The following is a 19,143-nucleotide window of genomic DNA, read 5'->3' on the forward strand; positions in this document are numbered from 1 at the left end:
CTGAACCGGTTCGGGGAGGATCCTCGCCGGAGCCGGGGCGGATCGTAGCCCGATTCAGGGGTATTTTCCTCCCAGCCCTCTTATTCCCAAGGGATTTCCCTCCCAGCGATCCCATCGCGGACCGCCATGCACGCACAACTCGCGGGAACCACTCCGACCCGCCGGGGCAATCGGTTGCCCGGGGAGTTGCGTATGCGCCGACGTCCGCTCGTTGCCCTCAGCAATCACCTGGGCAGCTCCATCTCAGGAGTTGACCCCTGAGATGGTGGGTTGCCCCATCAGAATCTGACGAGGCAACCCCCACTTGCAGGGTCAACCCCGCACAAACCGACCAGCCCGGCCTACCTCACCCCGCAACCCGACCGCCCTTGCCATCATCACCCCGGGACACGGCCCGCCTTGGCGAACGTCAACCCCGCAATACGACCGACCTTGGCAAGGGACCCTTGGGCTCAGACTCCTCCGCGGGATCCCGATAGCTGCGTCTTTCCCTGGTCGTGGCAGTGCGGGTCAAGGGTCGAACTTGTTCGATCCCGAAGGGACGCGAAGCGCTCTTGACGCGCACTGACTCGGCTAGGACACTCCCGCAGCGGGAGCCCGCACACCACGGCCCCTCACGGCGTGAGTACCCCGCACCCACGCCGGCTGCACTCGGCCGATGGGATTGACCAGTGGCGGCTAGCTGAAGATGGGGGCGAGGGTGGGCCAGCGGTCTGCCTTGCAGTAGACGGGGAGGACCTCCAGGGGGACGTCTCGGGTGACCAAGCCGGGTTGGACGGGTTCGCCTGTCCAGGCGTCGATCCAGTCGCCTTCCGGGAGGTACGTGGTCCAGGTGGTGGCTGATGGTTCGAGGACCGGGTTGATGAGGAGGTCGTTGCCGAGGAGGTACTGGTGGGGGTGGTTCCAGATCTCGTCGTCGGTGGGGTGGTCGAAGAAGAGGGGCCTCATCAGGGGGCGGTCGGTGGAGATGGTGAGGGCGGCTTGTTCGGTCAGGTACGGGATCAGGCGGTCGCGGAGTTCGGCGTACCGGCGGAAGAGCGGGACGATGCGGTCGTCGCCGGTGGTCTCGGCGACGTGCCACGGGGTGCGGTCGCGGAGGGGGAGTTGGTGGTGGTTGAACTCCGAGTGGTACTGCATGATCGGCATGAACACCGAGGCTGCCGCAGCGCGTAGGTAGAGCTCGGCATCCGGGACCGGGCCGGAGAAGCCGGCTAGATCCCAACCCCAGTAGACGATTCCGCAGGATGCGGCGGAGAGACCGGCGGTGACCGAGGAGCGGAATGCCTCCCAGGTGGAGTCCTCGTCGCCGGCCCAGAAGATGCCGTGCGCTTGCGAACCGGTGAAGCCGGAGCGGGAGAACGTCACCGGCGCTTTGCCGACTGAACGGAGCAGGTCGCCGAACGCGCGGGCGTAGTGCACCGGGAACAGGTTGTTGCCTTCGTCGCCTCGTTTGCCGTCGGCGTACTGGAGGTCGTGCCCCCACGCGTGCTCGCCGCCGTCGGTCTTGAAGCCATCCACATCGAGGTCGTCGACGAGGTAGCGACGCTTGGCGGTCCACCAGTCGCGGGTGCGCTGGGTGGAGAGGTCGGGCATCAGCGCCTGCGGGAACCACCAGCCGCGGTTGTGGTACGCCGTACCGTCCGCCTCCAGTACTGCGTGCCCGTCACGCACCATCGCTGCCGCGTCGGCCGCGACCTGCCCGGTGCTGAACTCCGTCTTCTGCAACGGAATCTGCCAGAGGATCACCTTGATCCCGCGCGCGTGCAGCTCGTCGATCATCGCCTTGGGATCAGGCCAAGCCCCATCCGCCCGATACTCGAAATCTCCCGCGCTGTGCGCACTCCCATCCTCGGTCACCTCATACCGAGCATCCCGCCAAATGGTGATGCCCTCCTCATCACTCCAGGCCTCGATCACCACCGCCCCCACCGGGATGCTCAGATCCCGATGCGCATCCATCCGCGCCATCACCAGCTCCTGGGTGTTCCACTCGTTCCCCGAAGCCCACAACCGGAACACCCACTCCGGCAGCTCCTCAGCCCGCCCCACCTCATCCAAAAACTGCTTCAGTACTACGTCAGCCGACCCTTCATAGATGCCGAGGTCAACCACCGCCTCATCACCCAAAGCCACCTCGACCACGAGCTTGTCGCCCTCCGTCGAGTACCAGGTCCGCCGCGAGGTCCGCACATGAAATCCCCACCCGTCCCCACCCACCACATGCGCAAACGGCATCGGCAGATACGTCCGCCCATGCACCCCTTGCGACTTGTACTGCTCAAACACCACCGCATCCAGTTGCTTCCCCCGCTGATCCAGAGAGTCGTATCGCTCCCCAAACCCCACCAGATGCTCCCCCTCAGCAAGCGGCAAGCTGAACCGAGCCCGATGCACCCCCTGCGACGAGGTCAGCCACTCAACCCCACCCACCCGATCCCCACCACCCACCAACACTCCACCGTCCGAACCCCAGGTCGCGGGCGAGACCTCAAACCACTCCGTGCTCTCCACCGGGCTGGCGTGGTTGGGGGAGGCGGAGGCCCCGCCCCCGATGCCAGGGCCTGCCGGCCCGGCGGAGCCGGCCGCGGCTTCGCCGTAGGCGTGGAAGCGGTACTTGATCGGGTCCGTCAGCGGTGGCGTGACTACCGACCAGCCGCCGTCGCCGCCGAGTGCTGTTGCTTGGGCCTCTGCGAGGTGGCCCTCGCCGCCTGCCAGCGCCGCCGCGTCAGCGGCGTTTGCTTCGGCCGGGGTGAGCGTCAGCTCGACATCGCCCCACTCGCACACCACTCGGGTGACGTCGGGGGACACCACGACGCCGAGGTGGACCTGCTGGCCAGCCAGCGGTTGGACGGGGATGCGTTGGTCGGGGGAGGTGGCGTAGGGGTGTTCGATGCCGTGGGGGCGGTGGGTGAGCATCAGGCGTCCTTGCTTTCGAGGTAGTCAGCGATGGTGAAGCCGAGCTCGTCGGCGAGGATCAGGTACATGCCGTGGGACCAGAGGAGCGGGCTGGCGACGCCTCCCCAGCGGGCTATCCACTCGTTGCGGGAGCCGGGGTGGAGGAGGTGGTGGGGGACTTGCTCGGGGAGATCGCCGTGTTCGTCCACCTGGTCGGCTATCCAGCGGAGATGCTTCAGAGCCCCAGCGGTATCGCCAGCAGCGGCTAGGTTCCAGCCGAGGAGAGCGGACAGCAAGATCCACTGGCCGCCGCCGTAGAAGACGTCAGCGGTGAAGCGATGAACCCCACCGTCGAAGTCCAGGTCCTTGGCAACAGCCGCCCGCGTCATCGCCGCCAGCGAGTCGTCGGCAGAGACCAGCCCGAACGGCACGATGCAGGCCGGCAACGACCCATCGACCGCCGAACTCCCGAGCCACTTCACCAGATGCCCGTCGACGATCCCTTCCGTCGTCACCAACGAACGGATGTCGGCGGCAACCTTCAACGCCGCCGCCGACCAAGGTGCCGACCGCAACGACGAGCAGGTGCCAACAGCAACCAACCCACCATGGATCGCTCCGAGCGTCGACACATGCCGGTGCTCGACGTGCTCCTCCCACCAGTCGTAACAAGGCCGATCCCAGAACGCCACCAGATAGTCGACCGCGACATCGATCCCCTCCCGCCAGCGCGACAGATCCAGCCCGTGCCGCGCCGCGTGAGTGACCACCGACCACAGCCACATCCCGTAGCCGTCGGTCTGGAAGTCCCACCAAGGATCCGACCCGTCCTCGCCGTCGAAGGTGAACCGCGTCGGCAGCATCGCCTCGTTCGACGGCACCTCACCCCGGGCGAGCGCCGCGCGCAGGTCGTCCACCTGCCCGCGGCGACGCCGCAGTACGCCATCGACCCAGTCGTGGAACCGGCCGGCCGACGCCACATCGCCGTACCGGGAGATGCCTTCGGCGGTGAACGATCCGTCGCGCAACCACGCATACCCCTTGTACGCCGAGAAGGTCGGCGAAGCGGGATAAGCGCCACCGGCATCCTGGTACTGGGTGATGACGGCGTGACTGTGCTCGGCCAGCGCACGCAGCCGGGTGAGCTCTTGCAGATCTGGGGCGGCGGTCATGGGTTCCTTCACTTCTTCAGCAGGCCGTTGACCTTGGTCTGAGCATCCGCGAGCGCCTTGTCGACCGGCTTGCGACCGGCAGCGGCAGAGGTCAGCTCAGCGGTGACCAGGTCCTGCATCTCCTGCTGACGCTCGATCACCGGCGGCAGCACGGTCGCCTCGAGCGCGGAGAAGACAGCCTTGCGGTTGGCGGGCTTCTTCTGGTCGAGGTACGGCGCGAGCTTCGCCTCGTCAGCCACCGGCGGCAGCTCCCACGAGGTCGCGAGCCGGGTCTTGGTGGTGTCGTCCGAGGAGGCCAGGAAGGTGACCCACTTCTGCGCGGCGTCGGCGTTCTTGGAGGCGGCCGACACGACCAGTCCGTTCACGAACATCGCGGACGCCTTCTTGGTGTTGCCCGGCTCGACCGCGACGTCCCAATCGAACGGGGCCTCCGCCATCGCGCTGAACATCCAGATCCCGGTGTGCCACATCGCCAGCTTGCCCGACTTGAACAGCTTCGAGTCGAAGTCCGGCGTACCGGCGCCGTCGGCCTCGGTCGGCATCGTCTTGCCTACCTTGTCGATCAGGAACTTCGCCGCCTCGACCCCCTGCGGTGAGTTGAAGGTCGCCTCGGTCCGGTCGGCGTTCAGGAACTCGCCGCCGTTCTGCGCTAGCACCTTGTAGAACTCGTTGTACGAGACCGGCTGGTAGTCACCCCAGACCTTCGCGCCCTTGTCGGTCAGCTTCGCCGCGGCCGCCTGCTCGTCCTTCCACGTCCACGCGTCCGTCGGCTCAGCCACGCCGGCCTTCTTGAACAGCGCCTTGTTGTAGAACAGCACGACGTTCGAGAACGATTCCGGTACGCCGTGCTGCTTGCCGCCATCGTTGAACGCGTCCACCAGCGACTTCTTGTAGGCCGCCGTGTCGACGTTCTTGAGCTCGGCCAGCGAGCCGTTCTTCGCGTACGTGACGAAGTTCTCGTAGTTCAGCTCGAAAGCGTCGGCCGCGGTGCCACCAGCCACCGAGGTCTGCAGCTTCGTGAAGTAGTCGGCGTAGGGAACGGTCTCGACCTGGACGGTGATGTTCGGGTTGGCCGTCTGGAAGGCGTTGACGATCGCCGTCAGGTCCTTCTCGTGGCCGTCGTTGGAGGAGAAGTTCATGTACCGGACGACGCTCTTGCCCTCAGGTGCTGCGGCTTCCTTGGTCGCGGAGCCCTGCCCGCAGGCGGTCAGCGTGAGTGCGAGCGCGGCGGTCAGTCCGAGGCCCACTGTTGTGAGATGACGCATGGCGGTTTCCTTCGCTTTCGGGAGCTACTTGATGCCGGTGTGGGCGACACCGGCGATGATGTGGCGCTGCGCGAGCAGGTACACGATCGCGATCGGGACGATCGAGACGACGGAGCCCGCCATCACGACATCCCACTGAGTGGTGAACTGGCCCTGCAGGGTGGACAGGCCGAGCGGGAGCGTCATGAACTCCGGCGACCTGATCACCACCAGCGGCCAGAGGAAGCTGTTCCAGCTGCCCATGAACGCGAACACGGCGACGGTCGCGAGCGCGGGCCGGATCAGCGGCAGCACGATGGTGGTGAAGATCCGCAGGTGGCCGGCGCCGTCGATGGTGGCCGCCTCGTCCAGCTCCATCGGTACCGCGGTGACGGCCTGGCGGAGCAGGAACACCCCGAACGCCGACGCGATCGTGGGGGCCAGCAGGGCGAAGTACGTGTCCTGCAGGTTGAGCGTCTTCATCTCGATGAACAGCGGTACGACGAGCACCTGCAGCGGCACCATCAGCGTCGCCAGGTAGAAGCCGAAGACGACGTTCTTGAGCGGGAAGTGCAACCGCGCGAACCCGTACGCAGCCATCGAACCGGTGATCAGCTGGAGCACCGTCGACGCGATCGCGATACCGAGCGAGTTGACGATGATCCGCCAGATCGGGATCGCGTCGACCAGTGTCCGGTACGCGTTGAGCGTCGGGTTGTCGACAACCAGCTTGGGGCCGTCGGCAAGGGATCCCTCCGGGGTGATCGAGGTGATCACGGTCCAGAGGAACGGGAACAGCATGATCGCGGCGCCGACCAGCACAGCGGCGTACAGGGCGATCTTCGCGGGCAACGACCTGGTGTCACGCATAGTGCACCCACCGGCGCTGGCCGCGGATCTGGAAGACGGTGATCAGCAGGATGACGGCGAACAAGATCCAGGACAGTGCTGAGGCTTCACCAGCGCGTCCGTACCGGAAGGTCAGGTCGTAGATCTGCCCGACCACCACCTGGCTGGAGCCTTGCGGGCCGCCGCCGGTCATCACGTAGACCTGGTCGAAGACCTGGAAACCGTTGATCAGGGAGATCACCACCACGAAGAAGGTCGATGGGGAGAGCAGTGGGAGGGTGACCCGCCAGAAGCGCTGCCAGGCGCTCGAGCCGTCCACCTTCGCGGCCTCGTAGATGTCCGACGGGATCGACTGCAGGCCGGCGAGCAGGATGACCATCACGAAACCGAGGTCCTTCCAGGCCGAGCTCAGGATGACGGCCGGCAGGGCCCAGTGCGGGTCGGTCCACCAGCCGGGTTGGGGGAGACCGATCCCGCCGAGTACCTGGTTGACCAGGCCGTTGGTCGGATTGAGCAGCCATTTCCAGACCAGCGCGACGACGACCCAGCTGGTGACGACGGGGAGGAAGTACGTGGCCCTCAGGAACGAACGGCCCTTGAGTTTCTGGTTGAGCGCGAGTGCGAGGCCGAGCCCGCCGGCGTACACGATCGGCAGGTAGCCGGCGACGTAGATGAGCGTGTGCAGGAAGACCCGGCGGGTGTTCTCGTCGGTCAGCAGGTTCGTGTAGTTGCCGAGACCGACCCACTCCATCGGCGAGATCAGGTTCCACTTGTGCAGGCTCACCCACAGGGACGAGACCATCGGCACCAGCGTGAAGACGAAGAGCGGGATCGCGCTCGGGAGCAGGAAGAACAGGACCCAGCCGAGGTTCTTCCGCTTCATCGCGTTTCCAGCCGGGCGCGAACGAGGCGGCTTTGCTCGCCGCCGTTGCCGGCTGAGTCGAACGGGGAGCTCAGGACCAGCGACGCCGCGCCGCGGGCCCACTGGTCCTCCGTCCACGGCTCCACCGCGATCGGTACCGCGCGCCGGGCCGGTAGCAACGATCGCCGGAACGACGGCTCGAACCCGGTCTGCCAGAACTCCCATCCGTCCACTCCCTCACCCATCAGCACGACGACCTCGGGGTCGACCGTGTGGATCACGCCGGCGAGCGCTCGACCGAGCATGCCGCCGGCTTCCTCGAAGATCTGTTGTGCCGCGGTGTCACCAGTACTTGCCGCCCGCAACAAAGTGGCGAGCGAGCCACGCGGGCCGATCACCTTGCGCGCGCGGGCTGTGCGAGCGATCCCGGCCGCGCCGATGTACGCCTCGAGGCAGCCGGTCGAACCGCAGGTGCAGGGCGGCTGCTCGGTGCCGGGCGACCAGACCGGGATGTGCCCGATCTCGCCGGCGCCACCGTTGGCCCCGCGGTAGATGCCGCCGTCGACGACGATGCCGCAGCCGATGCCACGCCCGATGGTGACGACGAGGTACGACGAATGCGCGCGCCCGATTCCGTACAGTCGCTCGGCCGCTGCGAGGGTGTTGACGTCGTTGTCGACGAGGACGGGGGTGCCGATGGCCGAGCGTAGTACCGGGCCGACGGGAGCGGACTGCCAGCCGAGGGTCGGGGCGTCGACGATGCCGGAGGCCTGCGAATCGACAGCCCCCGGCACGCCGACGCCGACGCCGAGCAGCCGGTCGTCGAGTTCAGCGACCTGCTTGGCGAGGATCTGGCCGAGGCGCTCGATCGCGTCGGCGGCCGTGGGGTCGTACTCGAGCTCGGTCGACGAGCGGACGGTTCCGTCCAGCTCGACGGTCACCACTGCGACGTGGTCAGCCGTTACCTTGGCGCCGAGAGCGACCCCTGCGTCGGTGACCAGCCCGAGGAGTCGCGCCGGACGGCCGCCCTTGGACGGTACCGACTCCAGCTCCTCGATCAGCCCGCGGGCGATCAGGTCCTTGGTCACCTGGGTGACCGTCGCCGGGCTCAACCCGAGCCCCTTGGCGATCTCGGTCCGCGACGTCGGCCCCTGGGTCCCCAGCAACCCGACGATCCCCGACGGCACCAGATCGCCCCGAGGGATCGGACCCTGTCCACTCGCCACAGCTTCTCCCGACTTACTTCGCCACTAAATTTAGTCAAAAACTAAGGCGACGGTGAGGGGCTGTCAAGAGGTGGCGTCCCGCTCGACAGGAGGTACTCGACTGTTCGCCGTGGGTAGTCGGCCGGCTGAGCGTGGCGACCGCCGCCGACGGCGGGTACCTCCTGTCGAGCGGGACGAGCCGTTGACAGCGGTCGGCGACCGGCCTAGCTTTTGGGGACTTCCTTCGGTGACCTTAGTAAGGTGGTGGGGCGGGTGCAGCCGGTTCGGGTGGGGAGCAAGGAGCTGATCCGGGAGATCAACTCGTCGCTGGTGCTGGGGGAGCTGCGCGGCGGGCTGGTGTCGCGGACGGAGCTGGCCAAGCGGACCGGGTTGAGCCTGCCGACCGTCTCCGAGATCGTGGCGGAGCTGATCGGCTCCGGGGTGATCGAGGAGCGCGAGACGGCGTCGTCCGGGGGTGGGCGGCGGCCCGTGCTGCTCGGGCTGAAGCCTGACGCTGGGTATGTGATCGGCATCAAGGTCACCGAGACCCGCGTGATCGCCGTACTCACCGACCTCAACGCCGGGATCGTGGAGCGGGCGACCGCGAGCCTGGGTGACGACGACGTCGCGACTGTCGTGCGGGCGATCGCGGGGGTGGTCAAGAAGCTCCGCGCGGCGGCGTCTCGCCATTCGGGTGGTGGGGCGCGGCCGAGCCCCGTGTACGGCGTTGGTGTCGGGCTCGCTGGTGTGATTGACCGGGCCAGCGGGGTGGTTCGGCATGCGACGTACGCCGATTGGCGCGATGTCGACCTGGCTGGGTTGCTGACCAAGCGCACCGGGTTGCCCGTGGTGGTGGACAACGATGTGAACACGTTGGTCGCCAATGAGCAGTGGTTCGGGGCCGGGCGGGGTGTCTCCGACGTGGCTGTGGTCAGCATCGGGCGTGGTGTCGGGCTCGGTATGGTGCTCGACGGCCGGCTGTACCGCGGTGCCGGGGGCGGCGCGGGCGAGTTCGGACATACGAAGGTCGTTGCCGACGGCCCGCTTTGTGACTGTGGCGGCCGCGGCTGCCTGGAAGCTCTGATCGGTGAGCCCGCCATCCTCACCGCGACCGGCAGCACCACCATTGAGCAGGCTGTCGCCGCCGCCCGAGGTGGCGATCAAACCGCTGTCGATGTCTTCGATCAAGTCGGCCGCACCCTGGGAACGGCCGTCGGCAATCTCGTCAACCTGCTGAATCCCAAGCTGATCGTGCTCGCCGGCGAGGGTACGCGGGCGAGCAATCTGTTCCTTCCCGGCTTCGAGGAAGCCTTGCAACTAGCTGTGTTCGACGGACTCCAGCGCGAGCTGGACGTGGTCGTCGACGACTGGGACGACGAAGCCTGGGCGCAAGGCGCCGCGGGCCTTTTCCTGGGCGAACTCTTCCAGCCCAACCTCCGCCCCGACGAGGCCGACCGCCCGTCCCTCACCAAACGTTCCGCCTGAAATCTTCTCTCTGAAGTGAGGCCTGTCCATGACCCATGCCCTGACGAAGCCGCGAAGGCGGTGGGTCGCTGCGCTCCTGGTGCTCGCAGCGGTCATCTTCCAGCTGTCCCCGACGCCCGCCTTCGCCGGCACGCTGACCGGCGTCTTCCACGCCCCGTACGGCGCCGACGAGCTCTACAACACCGCCCTGACCGAGCGCGCCCCGCGCGACCCGATGGCCGGCGAGGCTGTCCAGATCAAGGCAACCACCTGGCCGATCTCCTCGGGTCAGACCGTCTGGATCACCTGGACCAAGAACGGCGTCAACCAGACGCCCATCGGCGGCGCTTTCGACTACAACAGCGGCAACAACACGTACTGGAAGGTCGCGCTCGGCACCTTCGCGCGCGGTGACCAGATCACCTACACAGTCAATGCCGACGTCGACGGCGCGAACCAGAAGACCACCGGCCCGTTCTCCTTCGCCGTGACCTCGTACTCCGGTACGGGCAACGTCTCCGGCTTCGTCAACAACGGCACCAGCGTCGACGTCACGACCGGCGACACCGCTGGCAGCTTCACCCCGAAGGTCCGCTTCGCCTTCCCCGCGATCGATCGCTTCCACGTCCAGGTCGCCCCGACGGGCAGCGGACTCAACATCACCGGCTCCTCGGCGTACACGGTGACCGACAGCGCGGGCACTCTCCAGATCGCCACCACCAAGGTCGTCCTCAAGATCCAGAAGTCGCCGTACCGGGTGGCCGTCTACAAGGGCGACGGCACGACGCTCATCGCGAGGCAGTACGACCCGGCGACCTTCCGCAACACGGGCTGGGCAAGCGACGGCAGTACGACGGTGACGAAGGTCGAGGACCACTGGCTCTCACCGGCCGGCGAACGCTTCGAAGGACTCGGGGAGCGGTACGACGCACTCGACCAGCGCGGCAAGGACGTCCACAACTACGTCTACAACCAGTACCAGGACCAGGGCCCGACCGCCCGTACGTACCTCAGCGTCCCGTTCGTCACGAACACCGCCGGCTACGGCATCTACGTGCCCAGCACCCGGTACTCCGTGTTCAACCTCGGCACCCACCTCAGCGACATGGCCGGGTTCACCGTCGACACCGGCGGCGCCCTCAACTCGACGGTCGACTACTACTTCTTCACCGGTACGCGGGCAGAGATGCTCGACCAGTACACGGCGACCACCGCACGACCCAAGCTGCCGCCGAAATGGTCGTTCGGGCTCTGGGGCTCCGCGAACGAGTGGAACACCCAGGCCGAGGTCAACGCCGAGCTCGCCAACATGACGTCGAACCAGATCCCGCACAGCGCGATGGTGCTCGAGCAGTGGAGCGACGAGGCGACCTTCTACCTGTGGCACGGCGCGACGTACACGCCGAAGCCGGGCAACCAGGCGCTCACCTATGCCGACCTGACCTTCCCGGCCGGCGGTGAGTGGACCGATCCGAAGGCGATGGTGACGGCCGCCCACAACCAGGGCGTCAAGATGGTGCTCTGGCAGATCCCGGTGCTGAAGCAGGACTTCGACACCAATCCTCCGACGGCTCCGCAGCAACACGTCAACGACCGTGACTATGCCGTTGCCCAGGGCTACGTTCTCGGCGATGGTGCCGGCGGCCCCTACCGGATCCCGGCCGGGCAGTGGTTCGGCAACAGCACGGTGCCCGACTTCACCAAGACGGCCGCGACCAACTGGTGGATGAGCAAGCGCTCCTACCTGTTCGACGACGTCGGCATCGACGGCCTCAAGACCGATGGCAGCGAGGCGGTCTTCGGTCGCAACGTGACGAGTGGTTCCGGTCGCAAGGGCGACGAGCTGCACAACGCCTATCCGAACGAGTACACCCGGGCGTACAACGACTTCGTCACCACTAAGAAAGGTGCCCAGGGCACCTTGTTCAGCCGCGGCGGTACTTCGGGAGCCCAGGCGAACTCGATCTTCTGGGCCGGTGACCAGGCGTCCACCTTCGATGCGTTCCAGCAGGCAGTACGGGCCGGCCAGAGCGCGGGCGCGTCGGGCATCCCGTTCTGGTCGTGGGACATGGCCGGATTCACCGGGACATTCCCGAGCAGCGAGCTCTATCTCCGGGCCGCGGCGCAGTCGACCTTCTCGCCGATCATGCAGTACCACTCGGAGAAGTCGAACCCGGGCGTCTCCGAGGCCCGTACGCCGTGGAACGTCCAGGCACGGTCCGGCGACACGACCGTCATCCCGAAGTTCCGCAAGTTCGCCAACACCCGGATGAACCTGATCCCGTACCTCTACACCGAGGCCAAGAACGCCTCCACCACAGGCCTGCCGATGATGCAGTCGATGAGCATGGCCTTCCCTGGCGACACGACGGCGGCGGCGCAGGACCAGCAGTACATGTTCGGCCGGCAGTTGCTGGTGGCACCGATCACGACCCAGGGCGCAACCAGCAAGAACGTCTACCTGCCTGCCGGTGAGTGGTACGACTTCTGGAACGGCGGTCGTGCGCAAGGCGCCGGTACGAAGGTCTACAACGCCGACACCGGCACGATCCCCGTCTACGCCAAGGCCGGCGCGATCGTCCCGCTCAACCTGAACGCGAACTACGAGCTCGGCGGCAACATCGGCAACAGCGTCGACACCTACACGAACCTTGCCTTCCGCATCTATCCGTCGGGCACGACGAGCTACGGGTACTTCGAGGACTCGGCGAACCAGACCCGAACGGTCACCTCGACGGAGAACTTCGCCGGTCATCAGGTGACGGTGAGCGTTCCGCCGCTCGCCACCAAGAGCACGCTGCAGGTGGCGTCGAGCAAGCCGTCGTCGGTGACGAAGGATGGCGTGGCGATGACTGCGCACGCGACGCTCGCCGCGTTGCAAGGCGCGACGGAGGGTTGGTACTGGGATCCGGTCCAGCAGCTCACGCTGGTGAAGACGGCGTCGAGTGCGGCGGCGCGGAGCGTAGTACTGAACGGTGTCGACAAGGCTGCTTATGAAGCTGAGTTCGGCAGCAACACCGGTACTACGGTGAACACCGATCACGCCGGATTCACCGGCACCGGATTCGTCGACGGGTTCGAAACCGCGGGCGATGCCGTACAGGTCGACACCAATGCGGCGGTCACCGGCAGCCACGTGATCAAGCTGCGCTACTCCAACGGCGCGGCGACCACGGCGACCCGCACGATCCAGGTGGATGGCGTGAGTGTCGGCTCGATCAACCTGCCGAGCACCGGCAACTGGGACACCTGGGGGACAGCCACGCTGACCACCAGCCTCACCGCAGGCAAACGCGTGGTGAAGGTGGTCTACGGCTCTGGTGGAGTCAACCTCGACAACATTTCGGTGGCGCGGCCATGAGGGGCCGGACGAGCATGCTCGCGCGGCTGCTGGGCTTGGTGCTGCTGGTGCCGATGCTGGTTGTCCTGCCGGTGCAGGCGGCTCAGGCCGCGGTGCAGCGGGTTCAGTTCACTGCCGGGGGCAACTACTTGGTGGTGGAGTTTCTCGATGACGATCTGGTGCACTTCGAGATGGGAGCGGGGGCCGGACCTGGTACCGGGTCGCCGATCTTCACCACCGATCAGATCGCCAAGACCAACTATCCCGGGCCGACCAGCCTCAACCAGGTCGGCGGAGTACTGACGACACCGGGCATCAAGGTCGACGTCAACACGACGACCCTGTGCGCGACCGTCTACGACACCGCCCGTACGCCGCAACTCCTGCTCAACACGACCTGCCCGCGCAATCTCAGTCAGGCGTGGAAGGGGTTGAGCTTCACCAAGTCGTCGATGCAGAACGCGTACGGGCTCGGCGAGCAGTTCTTCATGGGTGGCAGCGCCGACGGCGACTGGGTCGGGCGGCAACGTACGAGCGGTACCTACGGCAACGCGATGCTCTACGACACGGACAACGGGCCGGTCGCCAACGCGCAGATCCCGGTGCTGTTCGCGGTCGGCGCCAACACCACCAACTACGGGATGTTCGTCGACCAGGTCTACAAGCAGGACTGGAACCTGACCGGCGACCCGTGGACGATGGACACCTTCGGCGATCAGCTCCGGTGGTACGTGATGAGCGGACCCGATCTGCCCGACCTCCGCAAGGACTATCTCGAACTGACCGGCCGTCCGCCGGTACCGCCGAAGAAGGCGTTCGGCCTCTGGATGTCGGAGTACGGCTACGACAACTGGAACGAGATCGACACCACGCTGTCCGGATTGCGCGCGAACAAGTTCCCGACCGACGGCGTGATGCTCGACGTCAACTGGTTCGGCGGCGTGACGGCCGGCTCGGACAGCACCCGGATGGGCACGCTCGAGTGGGACCCGGTCAACTTCCCCAATGCGGCGACCAAGCTGGCGGCGTACAAGAACACCAACGGCGTCGGCGTGATGACGATCGAGGAGTCGTACGTCGGCAAGAACTTGCCCGAGCACACGTCGATGGCGTCGTCGGGCTACCTGATCCGGGCGGGCTGCTCGAGTTGCAGCCCGGCGTACCTGACCGGGAACGACTGGTGGGGGCGCGGCGGCATGATCGACTGGACCCAGCCGGCCGCGAGCGCGCAGTGGCACAACACCCAGCGGCAGCCGCTGATCAACGACGGCGTGATGGGTCATTGGCTCGATCTGGGTGAGCCCGAGATGTACGACGCCGGCGACTGGACGTCCGGGTTGCTCGCGGGCAAGCATGCGCACTCCGACTACCACAACCTCTACAACCTCGAATGGGCGAAGGGGATCGCGAAGGGCTACACAGACAACGCCGTACAGCAGAGGCCGTTCATGCTGGCCCGATCCGCGGCCGGCGGTATCCAGCGGACCGGTACGGCGATGTGGTCCGGCGACATCGGCTCCAAGCTCACGGCGCTCGCGTCGCAGCAGAACGTGCAGATGCAGATGTCCATGTCGGGCATCGACTACTTCGGCTCCGACATCGGCGGCTTCCGGCGCGAGATGCTGGACAGCGATCTGAACGAGCTCTACACCCAGTGGTTCGCGAACTCGTCCTGGTTCGACGTCCCGATCCGGCCGCACACCGAGAACCTCTGCAACTGCGCCGAGACCTCGCCCGACTCGATCGGCGACGTACCGAGCAACCTGGCCAACCTGCGTCAGCGGTACGAGCTCACGCCGTACTACTACTCGCTCGCGCATCGCGCCAACACGACCGGCGAACCGCTCATTCCGCCGCTGGTCTACCAGTACCAGAACGACCCGAACGTGCGGGAGGTCGGCCACGAGAAGCTGATCGGCAAGGACCTGCTCGTCGGCGTCGCGGCCGGGGCGAACCAGCGCAAGCGGGACGTCTACCTGCCGGCCGGTACCTGGTTCGACTACTACACCAACACCAAGACGGTCAGTACCGGGCAGAACCTGACCGACGTACCGCTGTGGCGCAACGGCAAGTTCCAACTGCCCGCGTACGCCCGGGCCGGCGCGATCATCCCGAAGATGTACGTCGACGACCAGACGATGAACGTGGTCGGCAAGCGGGCCGACGGGACGACTCGCAACGAGCTGGTCGCCCGGGTCTACTCGGACTCGACCGCCTCGTCGTTCACGCTGGCCGAGGACGACGGCTCGACGATCGGGTACCAGACCGGGGCGAAGCGGACGACCGATCTGACCCAGTCGCGGGCCGGCAACACGGCGACGGTGGGCGTCGCGGCGTCCTCCGGTACGTACACCGGGGCGCCGTCGTCTCGTCAGAACGTGGTCGAGTTGGTGGCTGACACGCAGGCCTCGGGAGTCACGCTCAACGGGAGCGCGCTGACGCAATACGCGAACAAAGCGGCGTTCGATGCGGCTGGTAGCGGCTGGTACAACGCCGGCGGCAACCTGGTCGTCGCCAAGTCGGCGTCGCTGGCGGTCAGTACGGCGAAGTCGTTCGTCTTCACGCTCGGTCAAACGGTCGTTTCGAAGACCTTCAGCTGCTCCAACGGGACGACGACGGCCGGGCAGTCGGTCTATGTCGTCGGCAGTGCGCCGCAGCTCGGGGCCTGGTCGGTGGCGAGCGCGGTGAAGCTGGCGCCGTCCGCCTACCCGACCTGGACGGGGACCATCAGTAACCTGCCGCCCAGCACGACCGTTGAATGGAAGTGCATCAAACGCCAGGAAGCGAACTATCCGGCGACGGCCGACCAGTGGGGCCCGGACCCGAACCTCTCGTTCACGACCCCCGCGACGGGCAGCGGCGGGACCGCCTCGGGCGGGTTCTGAACCCCTCCCGGCAACGCGCTCTCCGGTATCCGGAGAGCGCGTTCCGGGTTCTGGACAGTCGTCCAGTTACTGGCACAGTGATGCCAGTGTCACCGGCTGTCAGACCCTCTGAGACCATCGTCACGTGCACGTATGTCCTGAGTAAGGACTGTGTGAAGAATCGCTGCTGACGGCTTTCCAGGCGTGGTTCGCACGCCGCGGGACCGTAAGTTCAGAGAGGTGTCGGTCGAAGTCAGGAGTGAACGAAGTGCAACGGGGCAGTCGGGTCGTGCCGTCGGCATGCCCGTCAGAACTGGCGTCGGCAGCGGTGCCGGGATGACGCTGATCAACAAGATCCTGATCGCCGCCGGCATGATCCTGCTACTGGCCGGCGTAGCCCTGGGCTTCCGCGCGGTCTCCGCCACCGGAACCAACTGCGGCTCCGTCTTCCAGCCGGCCGCCGGCATCACTCCCATGGCCTGCGACGGCCGCCTGAACAACGCAGCCACCCTGGTAACCCTGATCCTGGTAGCCGGCGGCCTCTGCCTAGCCGCCGCCCTAACCGTCAAGGTAGTCCGAGACCGCGTCACCGCCTGAGATACCCATCGGGGTAGGTGTAGCCGGCCGATCTTCCTGTGCCATTCGCTTGAGGAATCTCCGGGCCCGGGTCTGCCACAGCCGACGTTAGTACCGTGTAAGCCTGCTCAGGCTGGATCGCGCGTAGCGTCGTGGGCAACCTGAAGGAGCTGAGTTCATGTTCGATCAGATGAGCATGCCGGTCCTGTTCGCGGTCCTGATCTCGACCCTCGCGGTCGTCAGCATCGGAGTCTTCATCGCCGTCCGGGTGATGGGCGAGCGCGTCGCCACACCCCGGCCGAAAGCCGCCGTTCCAGCCTCGTCCCACCCGCAGGAACTGCCTGCGGCCAGCCCGGCGATCACTGACTCAACGCCACCGTCCGAGCTCACCTAGGCCGTCGCCGAGTCGCGCGTGGGAAGGAAACCCGCATGTGTGGGTAGGAAATCCGCGTGCGTGGGGGTGGGTGGTGGGGGAGGGTGTTGCTATGAGCATCGAATCGTTTCGGGTGGAGATTCCGCAGGGTGAGGTTGATGAGCTGCGGGCGCGGCTTGGGGTGACTCGGTGGCCGGAGGAGTTGCCGGGGGTGGGGTGGGATTACGGGGTACCGGTCGGGTACTTGCGGGAGCTTGCGGAGTACTGGCGGGATGAGTACGACTGGCGGGCGGCTGAGGCTCGGATCAATGAGTGGGAGCAGTTCACGACCACGATCGATGGGGCTCGGGTGCATTTTGCTCATCTGCGGTCGCCGGAGCCGGATGCGGTGCCATTGCTGATTACGCATGGGTGGCCTGGGTCGATCGTTGAGTTCCAGGAGATCGCGGGGCCGTTGACTGATCCTCGGCGGTACGGCGGGGAGGCGCGGCCGGCGTTTCATTTGGTGATGCCGAGTATTCCTGGGTTCACGTTGTCGGGGCCTACTCGGGAGACGGGGTGGGAGCAGGTTCGGGTGGCGCGGGCGTTTGCGGAGTTGATGGCGCGGCTGGGGTATGAGCGGTACGGAGTACAGGGTGGGGATTGGGGTGCGGCGATCTCGCGGGAGATCGGACGGCTCTATCCGGAGCGCGTGATCGGCGTACATCTGAACCTGATTCCGGGGGCGGGGGCGACCTCTGAGCCGACGGACGATGAGTTGGCTCCGTTGTCGCCTGAGGAGCGGGAGCGGACGGTGGCGTCGTGGCGACGGTTCGAGGGGTGGTTGGAGGAGTCGCAGGGGTATGCGGATCTGCAGACGACCCGGCCGCAGACACTTGCTTATGCGTTGACCGACTCGCCGGTCGGGCAGTTGGCGTGGATCGCGGAGAAGTTCGAGGAGTGGTCGGGGGACGGCGGGATCGACCGGGATCACTTGCTCACCAACGTGTCGCTCTACTGGTTCACCCGGACAGCAGGGTCGGCTGGGCGGATCTACTACGAACGCAAGCACTGGGGGCAGCCGCTTGAGCCGTCCACCGCGCCGACCGCGCTCGCGGACTTCCCGCAGGACAACTTCATCCCGCTGCGGCATATCGCCGAGCGGACCAACAACATCGTCCGCTGGACCGAATACCCGCGTGGCGGTCATTTCCCCGCGCTGGAAGAACCTGATCTGCTGGTCACCGACATCCGCGCGTTCTTCGCCAGCCTCTGAGGATCATCGGCGGCGGGCTGCTGCTCACGATGTCGCAGGAGCCGACCGACTGGGGGTCGAAGCTACGGCCGTAGCACGAGCTTGCCTGTGGTGCGGCGGGAGAGGAGGTCCTCGTGGGCTCTGCGGGCCTCCAGCAACGGGTACTCCGTGACGACCGGCTGGAGCTTGCCGGTGGCAACTAGGTTGAAGAGTTCGGTGAGGGGCTCGCGGTACGTGCCGGGGAGTTCGAGGGCGGGGCGGAGCCAGAAGCCGGCGACGGTGAGGTTGTGGTTGGCGAGCAACCCCGGGTCGAGCAGGGGGCGGCGACCTTCGCGGGCGGCGTTGCCGTAGGTGACGAGCCGCCCGAATCCGGCGAGCGCGCCGAGGGCGGCGTTGAAGGTCGCGCCACCGGTTGCCTCCAGCACCACGTCCACCGGCCGATTGTTGTTCGCAGCAACGACCCTGGCGGCGTACCCGTCCGGTTCGCTGCCGATCGCGACGTCCGCGCCGAGGGAGAGCGCGAGCTTGCGTTTGTCCTCCGTCGACGCCACCGCGACTACCCGGCCGGCGCCGAACAGCCTGGCGAGCTGGATGGCCAACGTACCGACTCCGCCAGCGGCAGCGTTTACCACAACAGATTCACCGCGTGCGAGGCGAGCGCTGTTGCGCAGCAGATGCCAGGCGGTGAGTCCTTGGACGAGCAGCGCGAGTGCCTCGGCGTCGCCGACCGGGCCGGGGACGTCCACTGCGTCGGCCGCCGGTACCACCGCGAGTTCGGCGTACCCGCCGCCGTCGAAGGTCGGGGCGAGGACCCGGCGACCGTCGTCGGTGCGGCCGACGACCTCGGAGCCGGGGATGAAAGGGAGTGGGGTGACGGTGGTGTACGAGCCGTCGGTGCGGTGGGTGTCGGCGTAGTTCACTCCGGCGGCGTCGACCTCGACCAGAAGCCCGCCCTCGCCCGGGACCGGTGCGGGGACGTCGACGGGTTCGAGGACCTCGGGCCCGCCGTACCGGCTGACCTGGATGGCGCGCATGGAATGGTATCCGTTCTCTCGGCTCGATGGA

13 protein-coding genes are annotated in these 19,143 nt (G+C 66.7%); 6 read left to right on the forward strand and 7 right to left on the reverse strand.

The features are described from left to right. Positions 1-678 precede the first annotated feature (678 nt). From OHA70_RS22615 to OHA70_RS22640, 6 genes are read right to left on the reverse strand one after another with little or no spacing between them, the layout of a single operon-like run. Positions 679-2,916 carry a glycoside hydrolase family 31 protein gene (locus tag OHA70_RS22615; protein ID WP_328320766.1) on the reverse strand — a complete coding sequence of 746 codons (2,238 nt, stop codon included), beginning with the start codon at positions 2,914-2,916 and terminating at the stop codon, positions 679-681. After that, positions 2,916-4,067 carry a glycoside hydrolase family 15 protein gene (locus OHA70_RS22620; protein WP_328320768.1) on the reverse strand — a complete coding sequence of 384 codons (1,152 nt, stop codon included), beginning with the start codon at positions 4,065-4,067 and terminating at the stop codon, positions 2,916-2,918. The genes OHA70_RS22615 and OHA70_RS22620 overlap by 1 nt, the downstream gene beginning before the upstream one ends. Before the next feature lie 8 nt (positions 4,068-4,075). After that, positions 4,076-5,332, reverse strand: a complete 1,257-nt coding sequence (locus OHA70_RS22625) for an ABC transporter substrate-binding protein (RefSeq protein ID WP_328320770.1) — start codon at positions 5,330-5,332, stop codon at positions 4,076-4,078. A gap of 24 nt (positions 5,333-5,356) precedes the next feature. After that, complete coding sequence (locus OHA70_RS22630; RefSeq protein ID WP_328320772.1) at positions 5,357-6,181, reverse strand: carbohydrate ABC transporter permease; 825 nt, start codon at positions 6,179-6,181, stop codon at positions 5,357-5,359. Next, a complete protein-coding gene (locus OHA70_RS22635; protein WP_328320774.1) occupies positions 6,174-7,043 on the reverse strand; it encodes a carbohydrate ABC transporter permease in 870 nt (289 codons plus the stop codon). Before OHA70_RS22635 ends, OHA70_RS22630 begins: the two co-directional genes overlap by 8 nt. Then, complete coding sequence (locus OHA70_RS22640) at positions 7,040-8,248, reverse strand: ROK family transcriptional regulator (protein WP_328320776.1); 1,209 nt, start codon at positions 8,246-8,248, stop codon at positions 7,040-7,042. The genes OHA70_RS22635 and OHA70_RS22640 overlap by 4 nt, the downstream gene beginning before the upstream one ends. Before the next feature lie 252 nt (positions 8,249-8,500). Here OHA70_RS22640 and OHA70_RS22645 point away from each other — a divergent pair, with 252 nt between their 5' ends. The 6 genes from OHA70_RS22645 (at position 8,501) to OHA70_RS22670 (ending at position 18,099) form a co-directional block, all read left to right on the forward strand. Continuing rightward, positions 8,501-9,712, forward strand: coding sequence for an ROK family transcriptional regulator (locus OHA70_RS22645; protein ID WP_328320778.1), 1,212 nt, complete (start codon positions 8,501-8,503; stop codon positions 9,710-9,712). Between the two features lie 28 nt (positions 9,713-9,740). Next, entirely contained in the window at positions 9,741-13,052 is a 3,312-nt protein-coding gene (locus OHA70_RS22650; RefSeq protein ID WP_328320780.1) for a TIM-barrel domain-containing protein, read from the forward strand. Continuing rightward, entirely contained in the window at positions 13,049-15,916 is a 2,868-nt protein-coding gene (locus tag OHA70_RS22655) for a TIM-barrel domain-containing protein (protein WP_328320782.1), read from the forward strand. Before OHA70_RS22650 ends, OHA70_RS22655 begins: the two co-directional genes overlap by 4 nt. Before the next feature lie 279 nt (positions 15,917-16,195). Then, the gene (locus OHA70_RS22660) at positions 16,196-16,492 is read left to right on the forward strand and encodes a hypothetical protein (RefSeq protein ID WP_328320784.1); all 297 of its coding nucleotides are present in this window, start codon (positions 16,196-16,198) and stop codon (positions 16,490-16,492) included. Between the two features lie 157 nt (positions 16,493-16,649). Further along, on the forward strand, positions 16,650-16,865 hold the full coding sequence (locus OHA70_RS22665; RefSeq protein WP_328320786.1) for a hypothetical protein: 216 nt from the start codon (positions 16,650-16,652) through the stop codon (positions 16,863-16,865). 91 nt (positions 16,866-16,956) lie between these two features. Next, positions 16,957-18,099 carry an epoxide hydrolase family protein gene (locus OHA70_RS22670; RefSeq protein ID WP_328320788.1) on the forward strand — a complete coding sequence of 381 codons (1,143 nt, stop codon included), beginning with the start codon at positions 16,957-16,959 and terminating at the stop codon, positions 18,097-18,099. 62 nt (positions 18,100-18,161) lie between these two features. On the opposite strand, the gene OHA70_RS22675 is transcribed toward OHA70_RS22670, so the two are convergent. Beyond that, positions 18,162-19,112 (reverse strand): quinone oxidoreductase family protein, encoded by a 951-nt coding sequence (locus OHA70_RS22675; protein WP_328320790.1) that lies wholly within the window; start codon positions 19,110-19,112, stop codon positions 18,162-18,164. Positions 19,113-19,143 lie beyond the last annotated feature (31 nt).

The sequence above is a fragment of the Kribbella sp. NBC_00382 genome, from assembly GCF_036067295.1.
GTDB lineage: Bacteria > Actinomycetota > Actinomycetes > Propionibacteriales > Kribbellaceae > Kribbella.

Coding starts and splice junctions, on each gene's coding strand:
- OHA70_RS22615 (WP_328320766.1), bottom strand. CDS start 2,916: ATGCTCACCCACCGCCCCCACGGCATCGAACACCCCTACGCCACCTCC.
- OHA70_RS22620 (WP_328320768.1), bottom strand. CDS start 4,067: ATGACCGCCGCCCCAGATCTGCAAGAGCTCACCCGGCTGCGTGCGCTG.
- OHA70_RS22625 (WP_328320770.1), bottom strand. CDS start 5,332: ATGCGTCATCTCACAACAGTGGGCCTCGGACTGACCGCCGCGCTCGCA.
- OHA70_RS22630 (WP_328320772.1), bottom strand. CDS start 6,181: ATGCGTGACACCAGGTCGTTGCCCGCGAAGATCGCCCTGTACGCCGCT.
- OHA70_RS22635 (WP_328320774.1), bottom strand. CDS start 7,043: ATGAAGCGGAAGAACCTCGGCTGGGTCCTGTTCTTCCTGCTCCCGAGC.
- OHA70_RS22650 (WP_328320780.1), top strand. CDS start 9,741: ATGACCCATGCCCTGACGAAGCCGCGAAGGCGGTGGGTCGCTGCGCTC.
- OHA70_RS22655 (WP_328320782.1), top strand. CDS start 13,049: ATGAGGGGCCGGACGAGCATGCTCGCGCGGCTGCTGGGCTTGGTGCTG.
- OHA70_RS22660 (WP_328320784.1), top strand. CDS start 16,196: ATGCCCGTCAGAACTGGCGTCGGCAGCGGTGCCGGGATGACGCTGATC.
- OHA70_RS22665 (WP_328320786.1), top strand. CDS start 16,650: ATGTTCGATCAGATGAGCATGCCGGTCCTGTTCGCGGTCCTGATCTCG.
- OHA70_RS22670 (WP_328320788.1), top strand. CDS start 16,957: ATGAGCATCGAATCGTTTCGGGTGGAGATTCCGCAGGGTGAGGTTGAT.
- OHA70_RS22675 (WP_328320790.1), bottom strand. CDS start 19,112: ATGCGCGCCATCCAGGTCAGCCGGTACGGCGGGCCCGAGGTCCTCGAA.